We start from the raw sequence: 17,856 nt of genomic DNA, 5'->3' as shown, positions 1-17,856 counted from the left end.
GTCCCGCCCGTCCAAAAAGGACGGGCGGGACGCCCATCCCACAATAACAATTAAAATTGTAAGTTATTTAATTCGCGTTCCTAAACACAGTAATTTCAGGGCAGTGATACTGTTCGTTCTCTCGAAATATAGACTCTAAGGGACTAGCAAAGTCTCTTTTAAATATTTCCGGTGCTTCTTCTAAACCTGGATGTGCAGCATTAAATGCTGCAATTCCCATCTCATCCAAATCAAATCTACTGCGGCGCGTACCACAAGCATACCAACCAAGTTCAACTTCCCAAACCCAATGCAAATTAGTGCCATCGTACTTCTCAAAAGCTACACATTGTTCGTAAGGGCAATTTTTACTATCTGGAATTTTGGGATAGGCAAGAAGCATAAGTCGTGCGTTAGCGAAGCTTGCAGAAGACGATCGCTCCGCAACAAAAGAGACTATTCTCAGTTTATGCCATAACCGACGAAAGCGTTTGCCATAACACGATCGCGGTTTTTCCCGTACCGAACTCCTGGAGTATGGCTATCTATATATTTGAAGGCGTAAAAAGTTAACTGATATCTTGCACCATTGTCCAGAACGGCTCTCCGGCCCGTTCCACAAAGAATGAGTTTTCTCGTGGAACAGGCATCTTGCGGGCTCTCCGGCCCGTTCCACAAAGAATGAGTCTTCTTGTGGAACAGGCCGAAAAGCCTGTTCCTAAACAAGTAATAGAGAATGGTGCAAGATGTGAGTTAAGCTTAAAAACTTAACTTTTTACTGACTCATATTCAAATAGCCTCAACGAACACACCGCTGCGAGCAAACTCCTCTTCTTCAGGAGTGAATACAGGAGGTTCATCCACAAGGCCTGGGTCAAAGTAGTATGTCTCTTGTAGGAATTGTCCGGTGACGATCGCCTCGTCCAACTCCTGGATGTAATCTTGAGCAACTAAGCATACCTCCTTGATTCCTTCCTCATCCTTCTTATCCAACAGCTTATGCAATATTGCTCTCACCCCTGTCAGCCGTGCTGCGGGCTTGAGTATAGTGTAGAGGCGGTAGATCCGATCGGTGGCAATGCTGATTTGTTTGAGGGCTTTGGCTTGTGCTAGCTCAGAGTCAATGCTGGGCCAATAACGGGTAGTGTAGAATGCTTCCTCATCCTTTTGATACCACTCTTCCGATCGCGCAATTGATGAGGAGACAGTGTTGTGCAACTTCCAGAAGAATAAGCGCAGAGAAGGGCCATCTACTACGGTGGACAGCTTTGCCTCCATTGATACCTCAAAGCTATTCAGACGCGGGTCGCGCCCAAGCACGAGGTACTCCACAGGGTAAATTTCCACCTCCTTATTCTGCACGACGTAGGCGTTGAGGTGGTGGCGGCAGTAGGGGCAGGGATACATACTGGCAAACAGGTTGAAGAAGTGTTTGAAGATGGCCACCAGAGTTTTTTGCTGTTCGGGAGTCTTGGTAGAGACTATCTCAGCCGTAGTGTGCAAGAAACGCCACACCGCAGGGCCAATATAGTAAGGGAAGCTGACCCGCATTTGTGAATTCTTTACTTCAGTGCGATCGATATACACATCGATGAACGCCACATATTGCGAGAGTTCGCCAGACTCGCGCCCAGACTCTAAGCGTTCGCGCCGTTTCTGTATCCCATTGAGGTAGTGGTGCGTCAAGCGCCATGCCTGTTGAAGCATCAGCTTCTGTTTTGGAGCGCATTTGGGAAAGCCTTCTGCAACATCCGCCCCATAGCGCCCAAATTCCCCTGACGTTTTAGTCGCTTCGTACCACTCGTTTAAAGCTGCTTCGTCAGGCACCGTGTTGAAGGGAATATCTGCTTCGGTAATGACGCTGAAGGCAGCCAGCAACTTCGGCATAAAGTCTTCATACCAATATGCTAGTGGCATCATCGCACCATCTATTTGCTCTAATGCCTCCGACAGGATGACGCGGTTCCACTTCTTCAGGTACTCTTTGGGATCTCCCTCGGATTTGGCTGGTGGCGCTGCCATGCTCTCACTCAGCTCCAGGTTTCGCAGTCGGTTGAGTTCGTTGATGGCAAGCACACCCTCGGCAATGTCACGCAAGTTGAGACTATCCTTTTTGATGGTCATTGCCAACTCGACTGCCGCCCCAAACTTCTCCTTGGCGGTGGCAGACTTATCCCGCGCCTGCAACATGGCTTGTTCTTCGGCCAACATTTCTGGAGTTTTTTCTATGGTTTTCCAGTTCTTGATCCGATCCTCTAGTCGGGCATATTCATCTTCCACCGATTTAACTACTGCATCCAGTAGAGGGTGGCACGCCGGCTCTACTACACCCAATCCTTTATAAAGCCCGATCACACTCCTGACAAATCGCACAAAATCAGCAATTTTGTATGGCAAGTCTCTCACGCACAGGTGAGTCTCGTGGTTGGCACAGAAACTCTCGCGGAAGCTGCGGTAGGCTGCTCCCTGGATCAGACGAAACAAACCAATCTGCATCTCCAAGCGAGACGTACCGCGCTTCTTCTGGGCTTGCGGGTGTTGGGCTAGTAGTTCTTTTAGCCGCGCTATTTCTCGATTGCAACCGGTGGGTGGTTCTTGTATATCTTCTAGATTAGGTTCAATAGTGGCAGAAGCTGCCTCGTTGACAGCAGTTGCTATACTTTCGAGCGCAGCGGCTGTACTATCTGAAATCTCGGTGGTTTGTGTACTGACAACCGGAATCGGCAAGTCTCGATCTCCTGTTGCGATCTCTGACTCACCGGGTACCAGTGTGCAGAATTCCTCAAAGTCAATTAAGGCATTGCCGTCACGGTCTGCCTCTTCGATGATCTCATCGAGCTCTGGCTCTGTCAGCCCAAACTCGCTCATCACATCCTGCATCTCGTTTTTAGTGATTTGACCGCTACCATCCTCATCCAATACACTAAATGCCATTTTGAGACGACTCTGGCGATCGCCTTGCTGGGACACCATCAGCCTTTTGAATTCCTCAAAATCGATACTGCCAGAGTTGTCTAAGTCCACTTCCTCGATCGTGTCGCGCAGCTCGGTTTCGTTAGGACTCTGGCCTAGCGATCGCATCACTTGACCCAGTTCTTCTGATGAAATAGCACCGCTCCCGTCCGCGTCCAATACTTTGAACACTTCCCATAACTTTGCCTCCTCTTCTTCAGTCATGGCTTTTTTTTCAATATCCACAGATGTCATACTAAATTCTCCCTAATTTTTTATTTTATGTCTATTAATTATGGCTAATATAAGTAGGCGATCGCCAAAAAACAATAATATTTTGTAAGCTTTTGTAGGGGCTGGCTTAGCCTAGAATATATACTAAGAGAGATGTGATGAGTGCAAAACTCTGCCTATCATGTAATGTTTATTTGAACCCACTTACTTTAATTCCTGATGAATTACGAAACTGTTACAAATGATACTATAACTCTGCATAGTTGCCAGGGTTATCGCAATGATTGGGCGTTTTAGTTGGTAAATTAAATAGTTAGGAATGAGAATTAAATAACTTCCACAAGTCTGTGGGATGGGCGGGACGCCCATCCCACAATAACAATTAAAATTGTAAGTTATTTAATTCGCGATCCTTAGAAAGCCATCCGTATTTAAGTCACTCAAGAGTTTTTATTGTTGACACTGGAAAGTTAACTGTGAGTCGATAAACTCAAAATTGCGCTGATATATCGAAGATACATATGATTGCCACTTGACTCAACTGGGTAATTCCGATGAAGCGCGGATTTGAGCTGAAGCGGTTCTCGTGCGATATCTAGACTGAAGGGCGATCGCCTTTTGCATCAGGATTTGAGTTAAAAGTAGACGCAATATTAGGTCATATTTGAGTTAATTTAAATCATTTATGATAGCAATCCTATTTCATTTGTGAATAAATTTTATGCCCAGCACGCGATCGAGTCGAGGAGGGGGTTTTAACGATTTCCCCCCTTCCCCTTCTAGTTAAAAATCCCTCAGTTGAGCAGTTTGAACAGGAACTTCTTTAATCTGGGCACCGCGGCGCACCTTCAGTTTTAGAATTTGACCGATTTGGCTGTTTTCCACCAAATTTTGCAACTGTTCGGGTTCAGTCACTCCCTCGCCGTCAATTTGAACGATGACATCCCCCTTGCGAATCCCTGCTTCCTCAGCAGGCGTATTTGGCACAACTCGCATCACTAACACCCCTTGGACTTCCGGCACAATCAAAGGAGCATTGGGGTCAGAATTATTCTCTCTGGCCATTTCAGGAGTCAAAGCAATCATCTGAATCCCCAAAAACGGATGGCTGACTTGTTCTCCCTTGGCTAACTGCGCGTAGATGGCCTTGGCTTTGTCGATCGGAATCGCAAACCCAATACCCATTGCATCAGCTCGAATCGCCGTGTTGATGCCAATCACTTCTCCTCTGCTGTTTAACAGCGGGCCGCCGGAATTGCCGGGATTGATGGCGGCGTCGGTTTGAATGAAATCGAGCCGCTTGTCGGGAATGCCGACGGCTGCACTGGAGCGTTTGAGGGTGCTGATAATGCCTAAAGTGACGGTGTTGTCAAATCCCAGGGGGTTCCCCACGGCGATCGCCCAATCTCCCACTTTTACCGCGTCGGAATCTCCCAAGGTGGCCGTCGGCAGGTTTAATTGCTTGGTATTAATTTTGACAACAGCCAAATCTGTTACTTCGTCAGTACCTTGCACTTCTCCTGGAAATGTTCTGCCGTCGTTTAAGGTGACTGTCACTCGATCGGCTTTGTCAACTACGTGAGCGTTGGTTAAAACAATCCCGCTTTTGTCAATAATGAAGCCGGAACCTTGACCGCGCAACCGTTCTTGTCTGGGGGTCAGGCTGCGTAAATCTTCTCCCAAAAATCTGCGGAAGAAGGGGTCTTCCATTAAGGGGTCGAGGTTGCGACTGACGGTGCGCTCGGTATCAATGCGGACAACGGCCGGCCCGACTCGATCGACTGCCGCCGTTACAAAACTGCCGGTATCCGCCGGGAGTTCCGGGCTCCGCAGCGCTAACAGTTGCGGATTCGCGGCGGTGGCTGGGGAACTCTGTAACTGTAAGTTGGGCGGATTTTGGCCGTCAGCGGCGACAGCGGGTGCAGCATTGATGACTGAAGCACTCAGGGCGATCGTCATTCCTAAAATTACGGCGAACCAACGATCACCGATTCGAGGGGTGGGGCGAAAAAACTTAAATAGTCGCATAGCGTCAATCTTTGTTAGTCTGGGTTAGTCTGGTAAGGGTGTGCGATCGTGCGGACTCAATAATCTGCCACTATGAAGGTCCTAAATATATTTTTACAGTTACAATACATGAGTCACTAGCCCGCACCAACTCAACATATTCTGAATTCTAACTTTTAAATTTCCCTCGTAATACCAGTTTCAAAAAAAGAATGCAACTCTAGGCCCCTGGGCCCAACCATTACCAAATCACTCATTCCCAATCTAAAATCTAAAATCTAAAATCTAAAATGGTATAACCCCGATGATTCTATCTGATACTTCTACTGACAAATCCTTGCCCTCAAATTCCCACCACCATCACGATGCTGAATCAGCCCACCCTCACCATCACGATGAAGAATCGAGGCGGCGGCTGGTAAATCGCTTGTCTCGGATTGAGGGACACGTCCGCGGCATTAAAACAATGGTGCAAGAAAACCGTCCCTGTCCCGAAGTTCTCGTGCAAGTTGCTGCAGTTCGAGGCGCGCTCGATCGCGTAGCGAGAATCATTCTTGACGAACACTTAACTGAGTGCATTGCCAGAGCCGCTAAAGAAGGTAATATTGATACGGAAATCGAAGAGTTGAAAGCGGCTTTGGATCGGTTTTTGCCTTAGCCGCTGCCTATTTTCACATTTCTATCACCAAAGCTGCAAATTAGACAAAACTTGCAAGTTATGCTGTCTAACCAATTTTTTAAGCATTTTTCACAAACAGGGGAAAAGCATCAAATCTTCTCCCCTTCACCCCATTGCCACAACATACAATTTATATGCTCCGCAGTTTATGAGAGCGAGTTTTGTAAAAAAACAATTAGTCAGGTTTGTCGTGACGACGCAACTCCTCAAAATCTTCACAAGCTGACGGCAAACAATTAGATAATCGGTGCTTAATCCGACGTGGTATGAACTGTCTAGACTTTGGTCAGCTTGGCTTTTAGGTGGTATCTGACTGTTGCGTAAACCGCTTTATAGGAAGCTTCAATGCTGTATTCCTGCTGCAACCACTCTTGAATCTCTCCATAGCTTTTAAAGCCTTCCTGGGGGTCGCTGAGGCGCATTGCCAAACTAGCGCGGGCCAGAGGAGGGATGGCCGGCTTGCGGCCGCCGCTGTGCTTTGTTTCGAGGAGTCCTTCGAGTCCGTCAGATCGGTACTTTCTCAGCCACCGCTGCACTGTAATTCGATTTACCCCGATCGTCATTGCCAATTCTTTAACTGTCTTAACATGACAAATTTTGAACAGGTAAAGTGCTTGAATTTTTTGAAAGCCACTTGCTGTTTTTTGTTCGTTTAACAGGTTTTTTAGTTCTTCAATTGTCTCTGTGATGCTAAGTTTACATACTCCAGCCATATCAATTACCTCACGATTAGCGTTCTACAATACCTTTGTTTGACAATGGAGCAAAAGCTGCTCCCATCCTAAATGCTGACCTTTTGTTTGCCCTGAAGCAATACAAAAGCGATCGTTCTCATTAAACTTTTTCCTTCCTGGAGGCACTCAGACCCTCAGAAACCGGGTTATTTTAACCTGGAGCAAGGTTGCAACGATTTTTTTTGGTAAAAAACCCGGTTTCTGGGTCAGTTTTGTATTTGATGGACAAGCGTCATTGCTAATACTGATAGCCGTTAACCGATCGACTCTAAGATTAGCGGCAATAGGTGACTCTTAAGGAATACCATTTATTCTCTTCTTGTTAAACATCTATCATGGTTTTCCTGGTATCTCTTGGTAATTTTTGCGAACGTATGGGCGATTTTTAGTCATTAGGTGCTAGCAAACAGGCGAATGTCTGTACACCAGCGATCGCATTTTTATACAGACATTCCCCTCGTCCCCGAAGTGCATTTCTGGCTTTCGCTGTGCGAGAAATATTGATACATCAACACTCTCATTACCCGGAGCGGCTAGCGCCGAGTGACGTTGCAACCGACTTTCACAGCAAGCGGGCAAGTATCCGTGAAACTACTGGCTTTATCGCCAATTGAGTAAAACACGACGAGGGTGGTATTGTCAATTTCTCAGCATTACAGTATAAGTATCGGCTATTTTTGCCCGCCTGCTGTGATCGAAAGCGGAGTTCCTATGTGATCCTACTAGCATTTTTTTGTGATCCTGGTCACATTGCTACTCAGTAAGCTCAACTACCCATAAAAAGTTATGGGTTCGATCGGAGTTTCCACGTAGAATCTTTGGGATTTAGTTAGGAAGTGCGATCGAACTTGTTGTTAAAATTTTTAAATATTAATTGTCAATCAAAGGAAAAAGAGAATGCAGCTTTGTCCTTCACCCTCACCAAACCATCTAATTTATACTCAAACCTTGCAGATTGAGGGAAGTTTCAGGCTGGGTGTGAATATTTCAGAATCTAAAACTGCAGAACATCCGGTGCAACCAGCTTGCTGACAGTATTCTTCATTTAAAAGGTGTAGAGAAGCCACAATGAACGTTGACGAACTGCTCAAGCTATATGCCATAGGAGAAAGAAATTTTAGCGGGGTCTACCTGCACGAGGTCTACCTCTACGAAGCAGAATTGATTGGAGCCAATCTGTATGAAGCCGACCTGATTGGAGCCAATCTCAGCAAAGCCAAACTCAATAGAGTCAACTTTGGCAAAGCCAATTTGTGCAAGATTGATTTGAGCAGAGCAGACTTAGGTGGAGCCGACCTCACAGAAGCACTGTTAGTTGAAGCTAACCTGCATCGAGCTGAGTTGATGGGAGCAAATCTCAGCAAAGCAGACTTGAGCGGAGCTTCCCTGATCCAAGCAACTTTAATTGGAGCCAACATATCTCGGGCAACACTCAGCCGTGCAGACTTGCACGGAGTAAATTTTTACGGAGTAAACTTGCGTAGGGCGGTGCTCACAGAATGCGATTTAATTGGGGCAAACTTGAGTAAAGTAGACCTTAGCGGAGCCGACTTAATGGGAGCGAGTCTAATTAGGGCAGACTTGACTGAAGCGATTTTAAGTGCGTCAGACTTAAGCGGAGCCAACCTGTTGGGAGCAAACCTCACAAAAGTCAACCTGAGCGGAGTATATCTTAAGGGTACAACGATGCCCGACGGCACGATTCACGACTAATTTATTTCTTAATTTTTATGGTTGCCGAGAACAGCGGCTAAAGGGTAATGAGCTTTTCATTACCCTAATTTATGGGCAACGAAATCTTTATTTGACAATCAAGCATCCATGATACCCGCCACGTGATTCATCCGTCCAGAAATAAAAAACCTGTATCCCATGAAACTTGCCGAACGTATTTATCTCGCGCAAGTCAATGATTCAATTCTAAAATCTAAAATCTAAAATCTAAAATCGATTGACACTCAGGTAAGGCCGAGAACTTCAATGTAGGGAGCTGATGGCGCACAGAACTCCTACATAGGGCAAGTCAAAAGATTTGTTGGGTGAACTTGTGTTATGGTGATTTTCAATTGCTTCGATAAAAGCTATTTTAGATTTAATATTTTGGATTTGGGACGGTTAAAATGAAACTCAGAATCCTCGCTGCTGCAACGCTGCTGAGCGCGATCGCCCCGATCGCTCCTGCCGCCGCCGAGAACATCCAACACACGCAACAATTACTAGCCACCCGACAGTGCCCCAACTGCGACCTCAGCAGTGCTGGCTTGGTTTTAGCCAACCTAACCGGAGCCAATCTCAAAGGTGCTGACTTGAGGTTGGCTAACCTCAGCCGAGCCAACCTCACCGGGGCTGACCTCAGCGGTGCCAACCTCAGCGGCACCAGCCTGTTTGGCGTCAACCTGACCGGGGCGAACCTCACCGGTGCCAACCTCAGCGGTGCTGACTTGAGAAGTGCCTATCTCAGCGACGCCAATTTGCTCAACGCGAATTTAACTAACGCGCAACTGCTCGGAGTTAGAGGAATGCCAACCAATATCGGCACCGCTGAAGACTTCTACCGGTTGGGAGTGCTGGAAGCTCAAGCAGGAAACTACAGAAACGCCATTGATTATTACAATCAAGCCCTGAATCTGAAATCGGATTTAGCAGCCGTTTATTTTGCGCGCAGTATGTCTCGCGCTGACTTGGGAGACTTCGGCGGCGCGACTCAAGACGCTGCAATAGCAAACAAACTCTTTGCAGAGCAAGGAAATCCCCAAGGTCAGGAGTTGTCAAAGCAGTTAGGCGAAGCCATTGTGGCACGCCAAAAGCCTACGGAACCCCGCACTTCCAGCCGCGGCGACTTTATGAGTCTTCTGGGGTCGATCGGTTCTGTGCTGGTGAAGCTAATCTTGCCGTGAACAAACCTGACGGTCAACTGAGTACAGTTAGACTGCAGGCTTCTTTTTCCTTTTTTTTCTCATGCTTTTTATAGTGAGGTAGTTCCACCCCCACTTGCTAATATAGTATCAGAGTATTTCCACAGCATAAAGGGGTATAAAAGAATAATTGTCGGTTTCGGTACCTACACCCGACGAGCCTTTCATCACGCGGGCGTAATTCCCAACGGGGTACGGGGCCCAGCGCTCTGATTAATCCCCTCTAAATATACGCCCGCGACTTCCCGGCTGGTAGTTAAAGACTTGTGAACGGCCTGCTCCAACGACTTTTCATGCTGCGCCAACCCAAGCGATGTAGAGCGTTTCATACACCCATCTGGCTTTACTAAACCCCTAATGTCTGTAAGGCAGGTATACTTAGCCTAGTCTGGATCTATCTGTCTAGGCTAGTTTAACTATTGATAGTAATGATGGTTAGTAGTATGAATAGATTTGAAAATATATCAGTAAGGGGTTTTCGGCGTCTTCAAAATATTGAGCTTGAGATGAGAAATCTCATCGTCATGATTGGTGCAAACGGAGCAGGAAAAACTTCTTTTTTAGATGTTCTTTCAATACTAGCCGCTTCAGCAAGTGGAAATTTACAGAATTTATTGCAACTTAAAGGCGGCTTGAATGAAATTTTGACAAGAGGTAAAGTACAAGAACTTGAAATTGAAATTTCAATGCAAGTGCCAAAGGAACAACCTTTGAAGTACAGCTTAACATTGTCACCCAAAGGTTTGTCCTATGAAGTCAGAGACGAATCTTTAACACAGCAGAGAAATCCCAACAGAGCTGAACAATTCAAGTATATTGAATCACAAGGGTTGAATATTAAATATTTTCAAGAAGGCAGTGAACTTCTGAGACCTAATTGGGAGCATAATCCTCTCGAAACATCGCTTTCTCAAGTTCCTAAAATGTATCGCGAACCTGAGAACCTGAGAAAGAGCCTTGCTTCTTGCACATATTATGGATCACTCGATGTTTCAGAGAAAAGTCCCATCCGTCTACCTCAAGCAATGCGCCCTGCAAAGTTGCCTGGAGCAAGCGGTGAAAACCTGGTTTCCTGTCTTTATGACCTTCGGGAGACCGATAGAGACAGTTTTGAAATGGTTGAAAATATCATTTCTGCTGCCTTTCCAGATTTCGAGCGATTAAACTTTCCTCCGGTTGCCGCAGGAACTATGTCTATGACTTGGACAGATAGAAATTTTCCTCAGCCTTTCTATGTCCATGAGCTATCAGAAGGAACGCTGCGCTTCCTCTGGTTGGTTGCGCTCCTGCAAAGTCAAACTTTAACAACTATTACGTTGCTAGATGAACCAGAAGTTAGCCTACACCCGGAACTCTTAAGACACTTAGTTTATCTAATGAGAGAAGCTTCAAAACACACTCAACTGATAGTTGCCACACACTCAGATAGACTCATCAGATTTCTCGATCCAAGCGAGATTTTGGTCTGCGATTTGGAAGAAGGGGAGGCAAAAATGAGGTGGGCTGACACTCTTAACCTGGATAAATGGTTAGAAGATTACAGTCTTGACCAGGTTTGGGAAATGAATGTGATGGGTGGCAGTCCATGAGAATTGCTATTTTGGTGGAAGGTGCTACTGAAATGGCATTTAGAAAGAAGCTTCATGAGTTTCTGCAAAGTCGTTTAGAGCAAAAAATGCCCCGACTAGACTTTAAACCACAACATGGTGGAATTCCCAAGCAAGGGAAACTCAAGAAAATAGTTGAAACTCTCCTCGATAATGATGGCTAGGATGCTGTAATTGCACTTACAGACGTTTATACCGGAAAGCCGGACTTTAAAGATGCCAATGATGCTAAAGAGAAAATGATGACATGGGTAGATAAAAACCCAAAATTCTATCCTCACACAGCATTACATGATTTTGAAGCATGGCTTCTTCCCTACTGGACAACTATCCAGAAGCTAGCGAAACACAATCTTTCTGCTCCTAGCGGTTCGCCTGAAACAGTGAATCATCAAAAGCCACCTTCTTATTTGATTAAGGAGATTTTTAGCTCTGGAACACGCGGAAAAGACTATAACAAAGTGATTGATGGAATGGCTATTTTGAAAAACAACGATCTGATGATTGCGATTCAAGCTTGTCCAGAGCTAAAAGCTTTTGTGAATCGAATTATCTCTCTCTGCGATGAAGATAAAATAATTTCTTGATGTCCGATGTTAGAGCCCCGACTTCTTAAAGAAGTCGGGACTGTGGGTGTTCAGTTTTTTAGGTTGTTCTACCTAATTCAGGGGAATCTCGATCCAGAACTCTGTACCATGACCGGGTACAGAAACACATTTAAGTACGCCTTGGTGTTTCTCAACTACAATTTGGTAACTGATAGAAAGTCCTAAACCCGTCCCCCGACCTACGGGTTTAGTAGTAAAAAACGGATTAAATATGTGAGAGATTAACTCTTTGGGGATGCCGTGACCATTGTCCGCAATGCAAATTCCTACCGTTTTTTCAGCGATTAATTGGGTGCGAACCCGAATGCAAGGGGATGGGAAATCAGGAATCAAACACTCGGTGGTCGCATTTATATCTCCTGACTCGATAGCCAGTATTTGGGAGCTTAAATGCGTCGCCGCTGCACTTGCCGCTTGAAAGGGAAGATTCATAACTCGCTCTTTTTTTCCCATTTCTAGGGCGTCAAGGGCATTACCGATCAGATTCATAAATACCTGATTGAGCGAGCTGGCATAGCATTCTACTAAGGGCAAATTGGCGTATTCTTTAATGATTTCTACGGTGTTGTGCTCAGAATTGGCTTTGATCCGGTGCTGCAAAATCAACAGGGTACTGTCGATGCCCTCGTGAATGTCAACGGCTTTTTTCTCGGTTTGATCGCTCCTGGAAAAATTACGCAAAGATACAACTAACTGGCGGATGCGCTCAACTCCGACTGTCATGGAACCCAAAATTTTTGGCAAATCTTCGGCAAGAAATTCGATGTCGATGGCTTCGGAGCACTCGCTAATTTCTGGGTTGGGATTGGGGTAGTGCTGGCGGTAGAGTTCCACCAAGCAGAGCAAATCTTTGGTGTATTCGCTGGCGTGGGAGAGATTGCCGTAGATAAAGTTAACGGGGTTATTGATTTCGTGGGCGACTCCGGCCAGGAGTTGTCCGAGACTGGACATTTTTTCGGTTTGAATCAGTTGGGCTTGGGTATTGTGCAATTCTGTGACTGTTTTAGCTAGCTGTTCGGCTTTTAATCGATCGGCAGTTGCTGCATTGAGACTTTCTTGATAAAGTTCTGCTTGGTGAATGGCGATCGCAGCTTGAGCAGCTAAATGTTGCAGCAATTCCTGTTCTGCCGTTTGCCAAACTCTCGGCCCGGAACACTCATGGGCAATTAGCAACCCCCACAATTGCGAATCTTTGCCCATCATGGGCACAATTAAACTTCCTCTCACCTGCAAATCTTCCAAAAATTCGCGGTGACAGGGTGTTAAATCATGAGTATAAATATCATTAATTGCTCCCACCCGTCCGGCTCGATAAAAGCAGTCTGAGCCTTCGGGAAAGCATCCTTCTGGAGATTTGATACCTAAAATTGACCGCCACTGGCCGCAAACAGCTTCGACAACTACCTCGCCCTGTTTGTCTGCCGCAAATTGGTAGATTACCGTGCGATCGGTATCCAACAAAACTCTGACTTCTCGCACAATAGTTTGCAGTATGATTTTTAAATCTAAGGTGCTGCGAATCTGGTCTCTAACTCGCGTCAATACTCTGGCAAAGTCCAAGGATTTTTGCAATTGGGCGGTGCGTTCTTGAACTTGGCGCTCCAAGTTGGCATTCAGGGTCTGCACTTCTTTATTAAGAACGTACTGCCCAATTGCCGAACAAAATTGGCTGCCTATGGCTAAAGCTTGCTCGATTTCCTCGTACTTCCACTCGGACGACTGACCTTTTTTTATTTCTCGCCAGAGTTCAAAGGATTGTCTGGGAAGGGTTTGTTCAGCGCTGGTGTCAAACCGGCCCGCCCACATTTTTTCGGTATCAATTGCATTGCGAAAAATGGTTAAACAGCCGACTACTTGTTGTTTGTAGTGGAGGGGAATTACCAGCAAACCCCGAATTTGAGTAGCTTGGAAAGCGGGCACTAAAACTCTAAATAGAGGTTCTTTGTATAAGTCTGTAATTATCCCAACAGGTAATTGAGAATTAGTAAAAATTGGAAATTTGGGAAGTTCTTCAGTATTTTTGAATCCTTTGGTTAGCCATTCCTGCCAGAGGGGATGAGCTTCGATCGCCTTAACTTTTTCCCAGTTGGGAAGTGTCGGTTGTTCTCCTGTTGTGAACAGTTCAAAGGTAGCATCACTGTGGGCCGGGGCAATTGGCAATCCTCCTTCAATCTTGGAAGCGGATAACTTTTCACCGTTGATTTTCGGCTGGTTGAGATAGAGTCTGCCGCCGCTACCGCCCAAAGCGGTGACGGTGGCTTCTAAACCCTGTTGCAGTTGAATGTTGACGTGACCATACAACAGGGCTGCTATGCGGCTCACGGTAGCTTCGCGGGCCGCTTGAGAGCGGGTTTGCTGGAGGAGGAGGGCGTGGGCTATAGCGCTAGACAATTGATCTGATACGAGCTGAACTACTTCTAAATCTGCTGGTGAAATATTGAGGGGCGCGGAGTGGTGAGACACTAAAAGTCCCCACAGTTCGATGTGAATTTTTTGATTATTTCCTGGCTCGTATCGAGTCAGACACGTCGCCGCATCGCAGATATCTGTTTTGCTGTTTGGCGACGCACTCCTGCGGTGCAAAATCGGCACGACTAAGGAAGATTGCACTCCCATTGCCATCAGGTAAGCGGTGTGGCAAGGATCGAGCGATCTGTAGTGGATCTCTTCATTTACTAAAGGTTGACCGGTGTCTGCTGCATCGAGGGGACTCAGGACGATCGTCCCTGAGTTAACATCTATTATTGTCCGCTGGCGCAAAGTGACATACATCTCCCTGGCACTCGCGGGAATGTCGTCTGCTGGAAAGTGCAGTCCTTTCAAGGAAGGGAGATGGTTGTTATTAATTGACTCCGCAACAACTTCTCCACTGCCGTCGGCACTAAACCTGTAAATCATAATGCGATCTGTTTTCAAAAAAGACCGCACTTCTGCTACCGTACTGGTTAAAATATCTTCTAATTCTAGAGATTGGCGAATGCGTTCTGTTATCCGCCGTATCAAAACTTCTCTGTCTAGTTTATAATGTAATTCTTGCGTATTTTCTCTGAGTTGCATAAATCTCCTTTTGTACTTATACAATGATAATAAGAAGTTTTGATCTGCTGTTGGAGCGTTTAAACTCAAATGCCTCACCCTGAGTTTTTGACTCAACCGATCTGTACAATTAATCCGTCGCGCACTTGTCAGAGACGACGGTGTATCGCCTCTGGTGGGCTGGGGCAAGTAAAATCTGCGATCGCGCCGGTTTAATCCTTGCCTTCAACAGGCAGAGCGACTTAAGCAAATAGTAATTATTATTTTAATGCTCTTATAAATTTCTCGCAATCTTAAACTCTCACTATGAAAATTATTCATTGTTAGGATAACTTGACATTTGTTGTATAACTTCATATAATGATAATTAACGAAAGAATTTGAGTTTCTATCAGCGCGCAAGGCCCTGACTAATTTCTTGGCGCACGCTCATCAGAATTTTACCCAAATGATTTTGACCGGTTCGGTCGCAGCCACACCCCCAGTAGTAATCCGTTGGCGAATCCTCGACAATGACTCGATCCCCTGTGGCGAGGAGAATAGCTTGAATGTCTGTATGAGTGAGAAACTTAGTTAAAACTGCTTCGCGCATAATGGGAATTTTCACGGCTTCCCAATCAGCGCGAATCCGGTGGTTGGGATCGCGACCTAATTTAGCGGCTTCTTGAGGAGTTGCTACGGATCGAATCGCCGCCACTAATCTTTCATCAGTGCTGACAAATTTTTGGGCTTGATAGTAATGTTCCACAGTCAACCAATATTGACCGTGCAGACAAATGTCGTGTAGTGAAAAATTAGAAAAGCAGCCGTAAGGCTCCTCTACTTTATAAAAATAAATTATCATTTGATTTTAGATTTTAGATTTTAGATTTTAGATTTTAAATTTTACAGGATTTACGCAAAATCCAATTATCTAGGGTGCTTAGGGGCGCACCTTACCGCTATTGGGAATGAGGAATTGAGAATAAGGAATTGGGATTTAAGAAGATTCTCTCTTTTTTCTTCCCTCAAAATCCATGCGTTAAATCCGTTGCTGAACTTCCTTCGTTCTAAAACGGCATCAGCTTTTTAAGAGCGCGGTTAGCGATATCGGCCTAACGCAGTTCGCCACACAAAATTTGGCTCATCAACTGAGTAGTCATCGGCAATTTGACGCCCGCTCTGTAAGCAGCTCCTGTAAACTGATAGAATGCTCTAGCCAAGCGACTGGCCCAAATCAGATGAGTGTTCCATTCTTGGGCGATCGATTGAGTGTAAGGCTCCTTAGCGTCGTCGGCACCTCCAAGAGCTCGATCGATCGCCTCAGCAGCCTTAAATCCACTAAAAATGGCAGGACGAATTCCTTCACCGGACAACTGGTAATGGGTGATTGGTCATGGGGCAGGAGGAATTGGTAAGTTAATGAGTGTTAAATCTTGAGTTTTTAACTCACAACTCACAAATCATTAAGCGTGTGCTCGTTGTTCGCGGCCGACTCTGAGCAATCTCAAAACTATTCCTATTCCCCCTGCCCAATTTCCCATTCCCTAAACAGTCGTGATATCTTTCTCTTTGGCTGCCAGAACTTCTTCTATTTTCGCAATGTACTTGTCCGTCAGCTTTTGAATTTTATCTTGCAAGTCGCGGGATTCATCTTTAGAGATATCGCTGCTTTTTTCCTGCTTGCGAATCGAGTCAACGGCATCGCGGCGGATATTGCGAATTGCCACTTTACCTTCTTCAGCAAACTTACTTGCCATTTTGACAAATTCTTGGCGTCTGTCGCTCGTCAGCGGCGGAATGTTCAAGCGAATAACTGAACCGTCGTTGTTGGGAACGAGTCCTACATCGGACAGGGAAATTGCTTTTTCGATCGAGGTAAGCGCTGTGCGATCGAACGGTTGAATGGTGATCGTAGTCGCATCCGGGGTGCCGATGTTGGCAAGGGATTTGATCGGAGTTGGAGAGCCGTAATAGTCTACCATGACTCGATCGAGGAGGGAGGCGTTTGCCCGTCCCGTCCGAATAGTATTAAAAGACCGTTGAGTAGCCTCAACTGCCTTTTGCATATGATCTTCTGCTTCAGCTAACTTCACAAAAACCTCCGACAAGAGTTCCAATAGATTCTCCCATTACAGCTCGGTAGATGTTGCCCGACACCGAGAGGTCAAATACCATAATAGGAATATTATTTTCTTTGCAAAGGGCGATCGCCGTACTGTCCATCACCCGCAAATCTTGATTCAAGACGTGGGCATAGGTGAGGGTTTGATACCTGCGCGCGTTGGGGTTGAGGTGGGGGTCGGAATCGTACACCCCATCTACCTTAGTAGCTTTAAAAATCACCTCTGCATCAATTTCAGCCGCCCGCAAAGCGGCTGTAGTATCAGTAGTAAAAAAAGGGTTGCCAGAACCGGCACCAAAAATCACTACTCGTTTTTTTTCTAGGTGGCGAATCGCCCGCCGCCGGATGTAGGGTTCAGCTACTTCTTGCATGGCGATCGCCGATTGCACCCTCGTTGGCACTCCTGCTTGTTCAAGGGCATCCTGCAAAGTGATAGCATTCATCACCGTAGCAATCATGCCCACATAATCAGCCGTTGCCCGATCCATCCCTGCCGAAGCAGCTTTCACCCCGCGAAAAATGTTGCCGCCACCGACAACAATCGCGATTTGAATGCCTTGGGACACGACTTTGGCCACTTCCTGGGCGATCGACTGAACCACTATCGGATCGATGCCGTAGCCCAAGCTACCCATCAGCGCTTCACCGCTGAGCTTCAGCAAAACTCGCTGATATACCATCCCCATGCCGCCACTATTTTTTTACTCTTTTTGCCTCCACCATAAGATAGCAGTACGGGTGCATTTTGAACATCAATTGCCCGGAACAGGCAGCCTGCTTGTGTTGCAAGAGAATTTGTTTGTGGCGCGGGCTGCTAGGTGAACAGGCAAGATGCCTGTTCCACAACCGGATTTATTTTTTCTCAGTGAATGCGCCGGTGAACAGGCAAGATGCCTGTTCCACAACCGGATTTATTTTTTTTCTGTGAATGCGCCGGTGAACAGGCAAGATGCCTGTTCCACAACCGGATTTATTTTTTTTCTGTGAATGCGCCGGTGAAC

15 protein-coding genes are annotated in these 17,856 nt (G+C 46.0%); 6 read left to right on the top strand and 9 right to left on the bottom strand.

From position 1 onward, the window contains the following. Positions 1 to 67: 67 nt before the first annotated feature. From QUB16_RS28435 to QUB16_RS28425, 3 genes are all read right to left on the bottom strand, one after another. Positions 68 to 382: a hypothetical protein gene (locus QUB16_RS28435; RefSeq protein WP_333321359.1), complete on the bottom strand. Its 315-nt coding sequence runs from the start codon at positions 380 to 382 to the stop codon at positions 68 to 70. A gap of 386 nt (positions 383 to 768) precedes the next feature. Next, positions 769 to 3,186 (bottom strand): EF-hand domain-containing protein, encoded by a 2,418-nt coding sequence (locus tag QUB16_RS28430; RefSeq protein WP_333321358.1) that lies wholly within the window; start codon positions 3,184 to 3,186, stop codon positions 769 to 771. A 762-nt stretch (positions 3,187 to 3,948) separates the two neighbouring features. Continuing rightward, a complete protein-coding gene (locus QUB16_RS28425) occupies positions 3,949 to 5,193 on the bottom strand; it encodes an HhoA/HhoB/HtrA family serine endopeptidase (protein ID WP_333321357.1) in 1,245 nt (414 codons plus the stop codon). Between the two features lie 283 nt (positions 5,194 to 5,476). Here QUB16_RS28425 and QUB16_RS28420 point away from each other — a divergent pair, with 283 nt between their 5' ends. Further along, on the top strand, positions 5,477 to 5,830 hold the full coding sequence (locus QUB16_RS28420; RefSeq protein WP_333145411.1) for a metal-sensitive transcriptional regulator: 354 nt from the start codon (positions 5,477 to 5,479) through the stop codon (positions 5,828 to 5,830). A gap of 296 nt (positions 5,831 to 6,126) precedes the next feature. On the opposite strand, the gene QUB16_RS28415 is transcribed toward QUB16_RS28420, so the two are convergent. Beyond that, positions 6,127 to 6,564, bottom strand: a complete 438-nt coding sequence (locus tag QUB16_RS28415; RefSeq protein WP_333321356.1) for a helix-turn-helix domain-containing protein — start codon at positions 6,562 to 6,564, stop codon at positions 6,127 to 6,129. A gap of 1,089 nt (positions 6,565 to 7,653) precedes the next feature. Between QUB16_RS28415 and QUB16_RS28410 the strand changes: the two genes are divergently transcribed. The 5 genes from QUB16_RS28410 (at position 7,654) to QUB16_RS28390 (ending at position 11,694) form a co-directional block, all read left to right on the top strand. Next, a complete protein-coding gene (locus QUB16_RS28410) occupies positions 7,654 to 8,298 on the top strand; it encodes a pentapeptide repeat-containing protein (protein WP_333321355.1) in 645 nt (214 codons plus the stop codon). Between the two features lie 407 nt (positions 8,299 to 8,705). Continuing rightward, the gene (locus tag QUB16_RS28405; RefSeq protein WP_333321354.1) at positions 8,706 to 9,482 is read left to right on the top strand and encodes a pentapeptide repeat-containing protein; all 777 of its coding nucleotides are present in this window, start codon (positions 8,706 to 8,708) and stop codon (positions 9,480 to 9,482) included. Between the two features lie 461 nt (positions 9,483 to 9,943). Then, a complete protein-coding gene (locus QUB16_RS28400; RefSeq protein ID WP_333321353.1) occupies positions 9,944 to 11,089 on the top strand; it encodes an AAA family ATPase in 1,146 nt (381 codons plus the stop codon). After that, positions 11,086 to 11,271 (top strand): hypothetical protein, encoded by a 186-nt coding sequence (locus tag QUB16_RS28395; protein ID WP_333321352.1) that lies wholly within the window; start codon positions 11,086 to 11,088, stop codon positions 11,269 to 11,271. Before QUB16_RS28400 ends, QUB16_RS28395 begins: the two co-directional genes overlap by 4 nt. A 9-nt stretch (positions 11,272 to 11,280) precedes the next feature. After that, the gene (locus tag QUB16_RS28390) at positions 11,281 to 11,694 is read left to right on the top strand and encodes a DUF4276 family protein (RefSeq protein ID WP_333321360.1); all 414 of its coding nucleotides are present in this window, start codon (positions 11,281 to 11,283) and stop codon (positions 11,692 to 11,694) included. Between the two features lie 72 nt (positions 11,695 to 11,766). Here the strand turns inward: QUB16_RS28390 and QUB16_RS28385 are convergent, their stop codons facing one another. The 5 genes from QUB16_RS28385 to pyrH form a co-directional block, all read right to left on the bottom strand. Further along, positions 11,767 to 14,772, bottom strand: a complete 3,006-nt coding sequence (locus QUB16_RS28385; protein ID WP_333321351.1) for a GAF domain-containing protein — start codon at positions 14,770 to 14,772, stop codon at positions 11,767 to 11,769. Between the two features lie 370 nt (positions 14,773 to 15,142). Beyond that, complete coding sequence (locus tag QUB16_RS28380) at positions 15,143 to 15,595, bottom strand: NADAR family protein (protein ID WP_333321350.1); 453 nt, start codon at positions 15,593 to 15,595, stop codon at positions 15,143 to 15,145. A gap of 250 nt (positions 15,596 to 15,845) precedes the next feature. Further along, complete coding sequence (locus tag QUB16_RS28375; protein ID WP_333239457.1) at positions 15,846 to 16,106, bottom strand: hypothetical protein; 261 nt, start codon at positions 16,104 to 16,106, stop codon at positions 15,846 to 15,848. Positions 16,107 to 16,277: 171 nt separating this feature from the next. Next, the gene (gene frr / locus QUB16_RS28370; RefSeq protein WP_333161226.1) at positions 16,278 to 16,826 is read right to left on the bottom strand and encodes a ribosome recycling factor; all 549 of its coding nucleotides are present in this window, start codon (positions 16,824 to 16,826) and stop codon (positions 16,278 to 16,280) included. Then, entirely contained in the window at positions 16,813 to 17,541 is a 729-nt protein-coding gene (pyrH, locus tag QUB16_RS28365; protein ID WP_333076369.1) for a UMP kinase, read from the bottom strand. Before pyrH ends, frr begins: the two co-directional genes overlap by 14 nt. Positions 17,542 to 17,856 lie beyond the last annotated feature (315 nt).

The organism is Microcoleus sp. D3_18a_C4, from assembly GCF_036702415.1.
GTDB lineage: Bacteria > Cyanobacteriota > Cyanobacteriia > Cyanobacteriales > Microcoleaceae > Microcoleus.
This window is presented reverse-complemented; position numbering and strand designations above follow the sequence as displayed.

Bases quoted from the DNA above. Each gene is read 5' to 3' on its own strand.
- QUB16_RS28380 (WP_333321350.1), bottom strand. From the start codon at position 15,595: ATGATAATTTATTTTTATAAAGTAGAGGAGCCTTACGGCTGCTTTTCT.
- QUB16_RS28415 (WP_333321356.1), bottom strand. From the start codon at position 6,564: ATGGCTGGAGTATGTAAACTTAGCATCACAGAGACAATTGAAGAACTA.
- QUB16_RS28425 (WP_333321357.1), bottom strand. From the start codon at position 5,193: ATGCGACTATTTAAGTTTTTTCGCCCCACCCCTCGAATCGGTGATCGT.
- pyrH (WP_333076369.1), bottom strand. From the start codon at position 17,541: ATGGGGATGGTATATCAGCGAGTTTTGCTGAAGCTCAGCGGTGAAGCG.
- QUB16_RS28395 (WP_333321352.1), top strand. From the start codon at position 11,086: ATGAGAATTGCTATTTTGGTGGAAGGTGCTACTGAAATGGCATTTAGA.
- QUB16_RS28420 (WP_333145411.1), top strand. From the start codon at position 5,477: ATGATTCTATCTGATACTTCTACTGACAAATCCTTGCCCTCAAATTCC.
- QUB16_RS28400 (WP_333321353.1), top strand. From the start codon at position 9,944: ATGAATAGATTTGAAAATATATCAGTAAGGGGTTTTCGGCGTCTTCAA.
- QUB16_RS28405 (WP_333321354.1), top strand. From the start codon at position 8,706: ATGAAACTCAGAATCCTCGCTGCTGCAACGCTGCTGAGCGCGATCGCC.
- QUB16_RS28435 (WP_333321359.1), bottom strand. From the start codon at position 382: ATGCTTCTTGCCTATCCCAAAATTCCAGATAGTAAAAATTGCCCTTAC.
- QUB16_RS28410 (WP_333321355.1), top strand. From the start codon at position 7,654: ATGAACGTTGACGAACTGCTCAAGCTATATGCCATAGGAGAAAGAAAT.
- QUB16_RS28385 (WP_333321351.1), bottom strand. From the start codon at position 14,772: ATGCAACTCAGAGAAAATACGCAAGAATTACATTATAAACTAGACAGA.
- QUB16_RS28430 (WP_333321358.1), bottom strand. From the start codon at position 3,186: ATGACATCTGTGGATATTGAAAAAAAAGCCATGACTGAAGAAGAGGAG.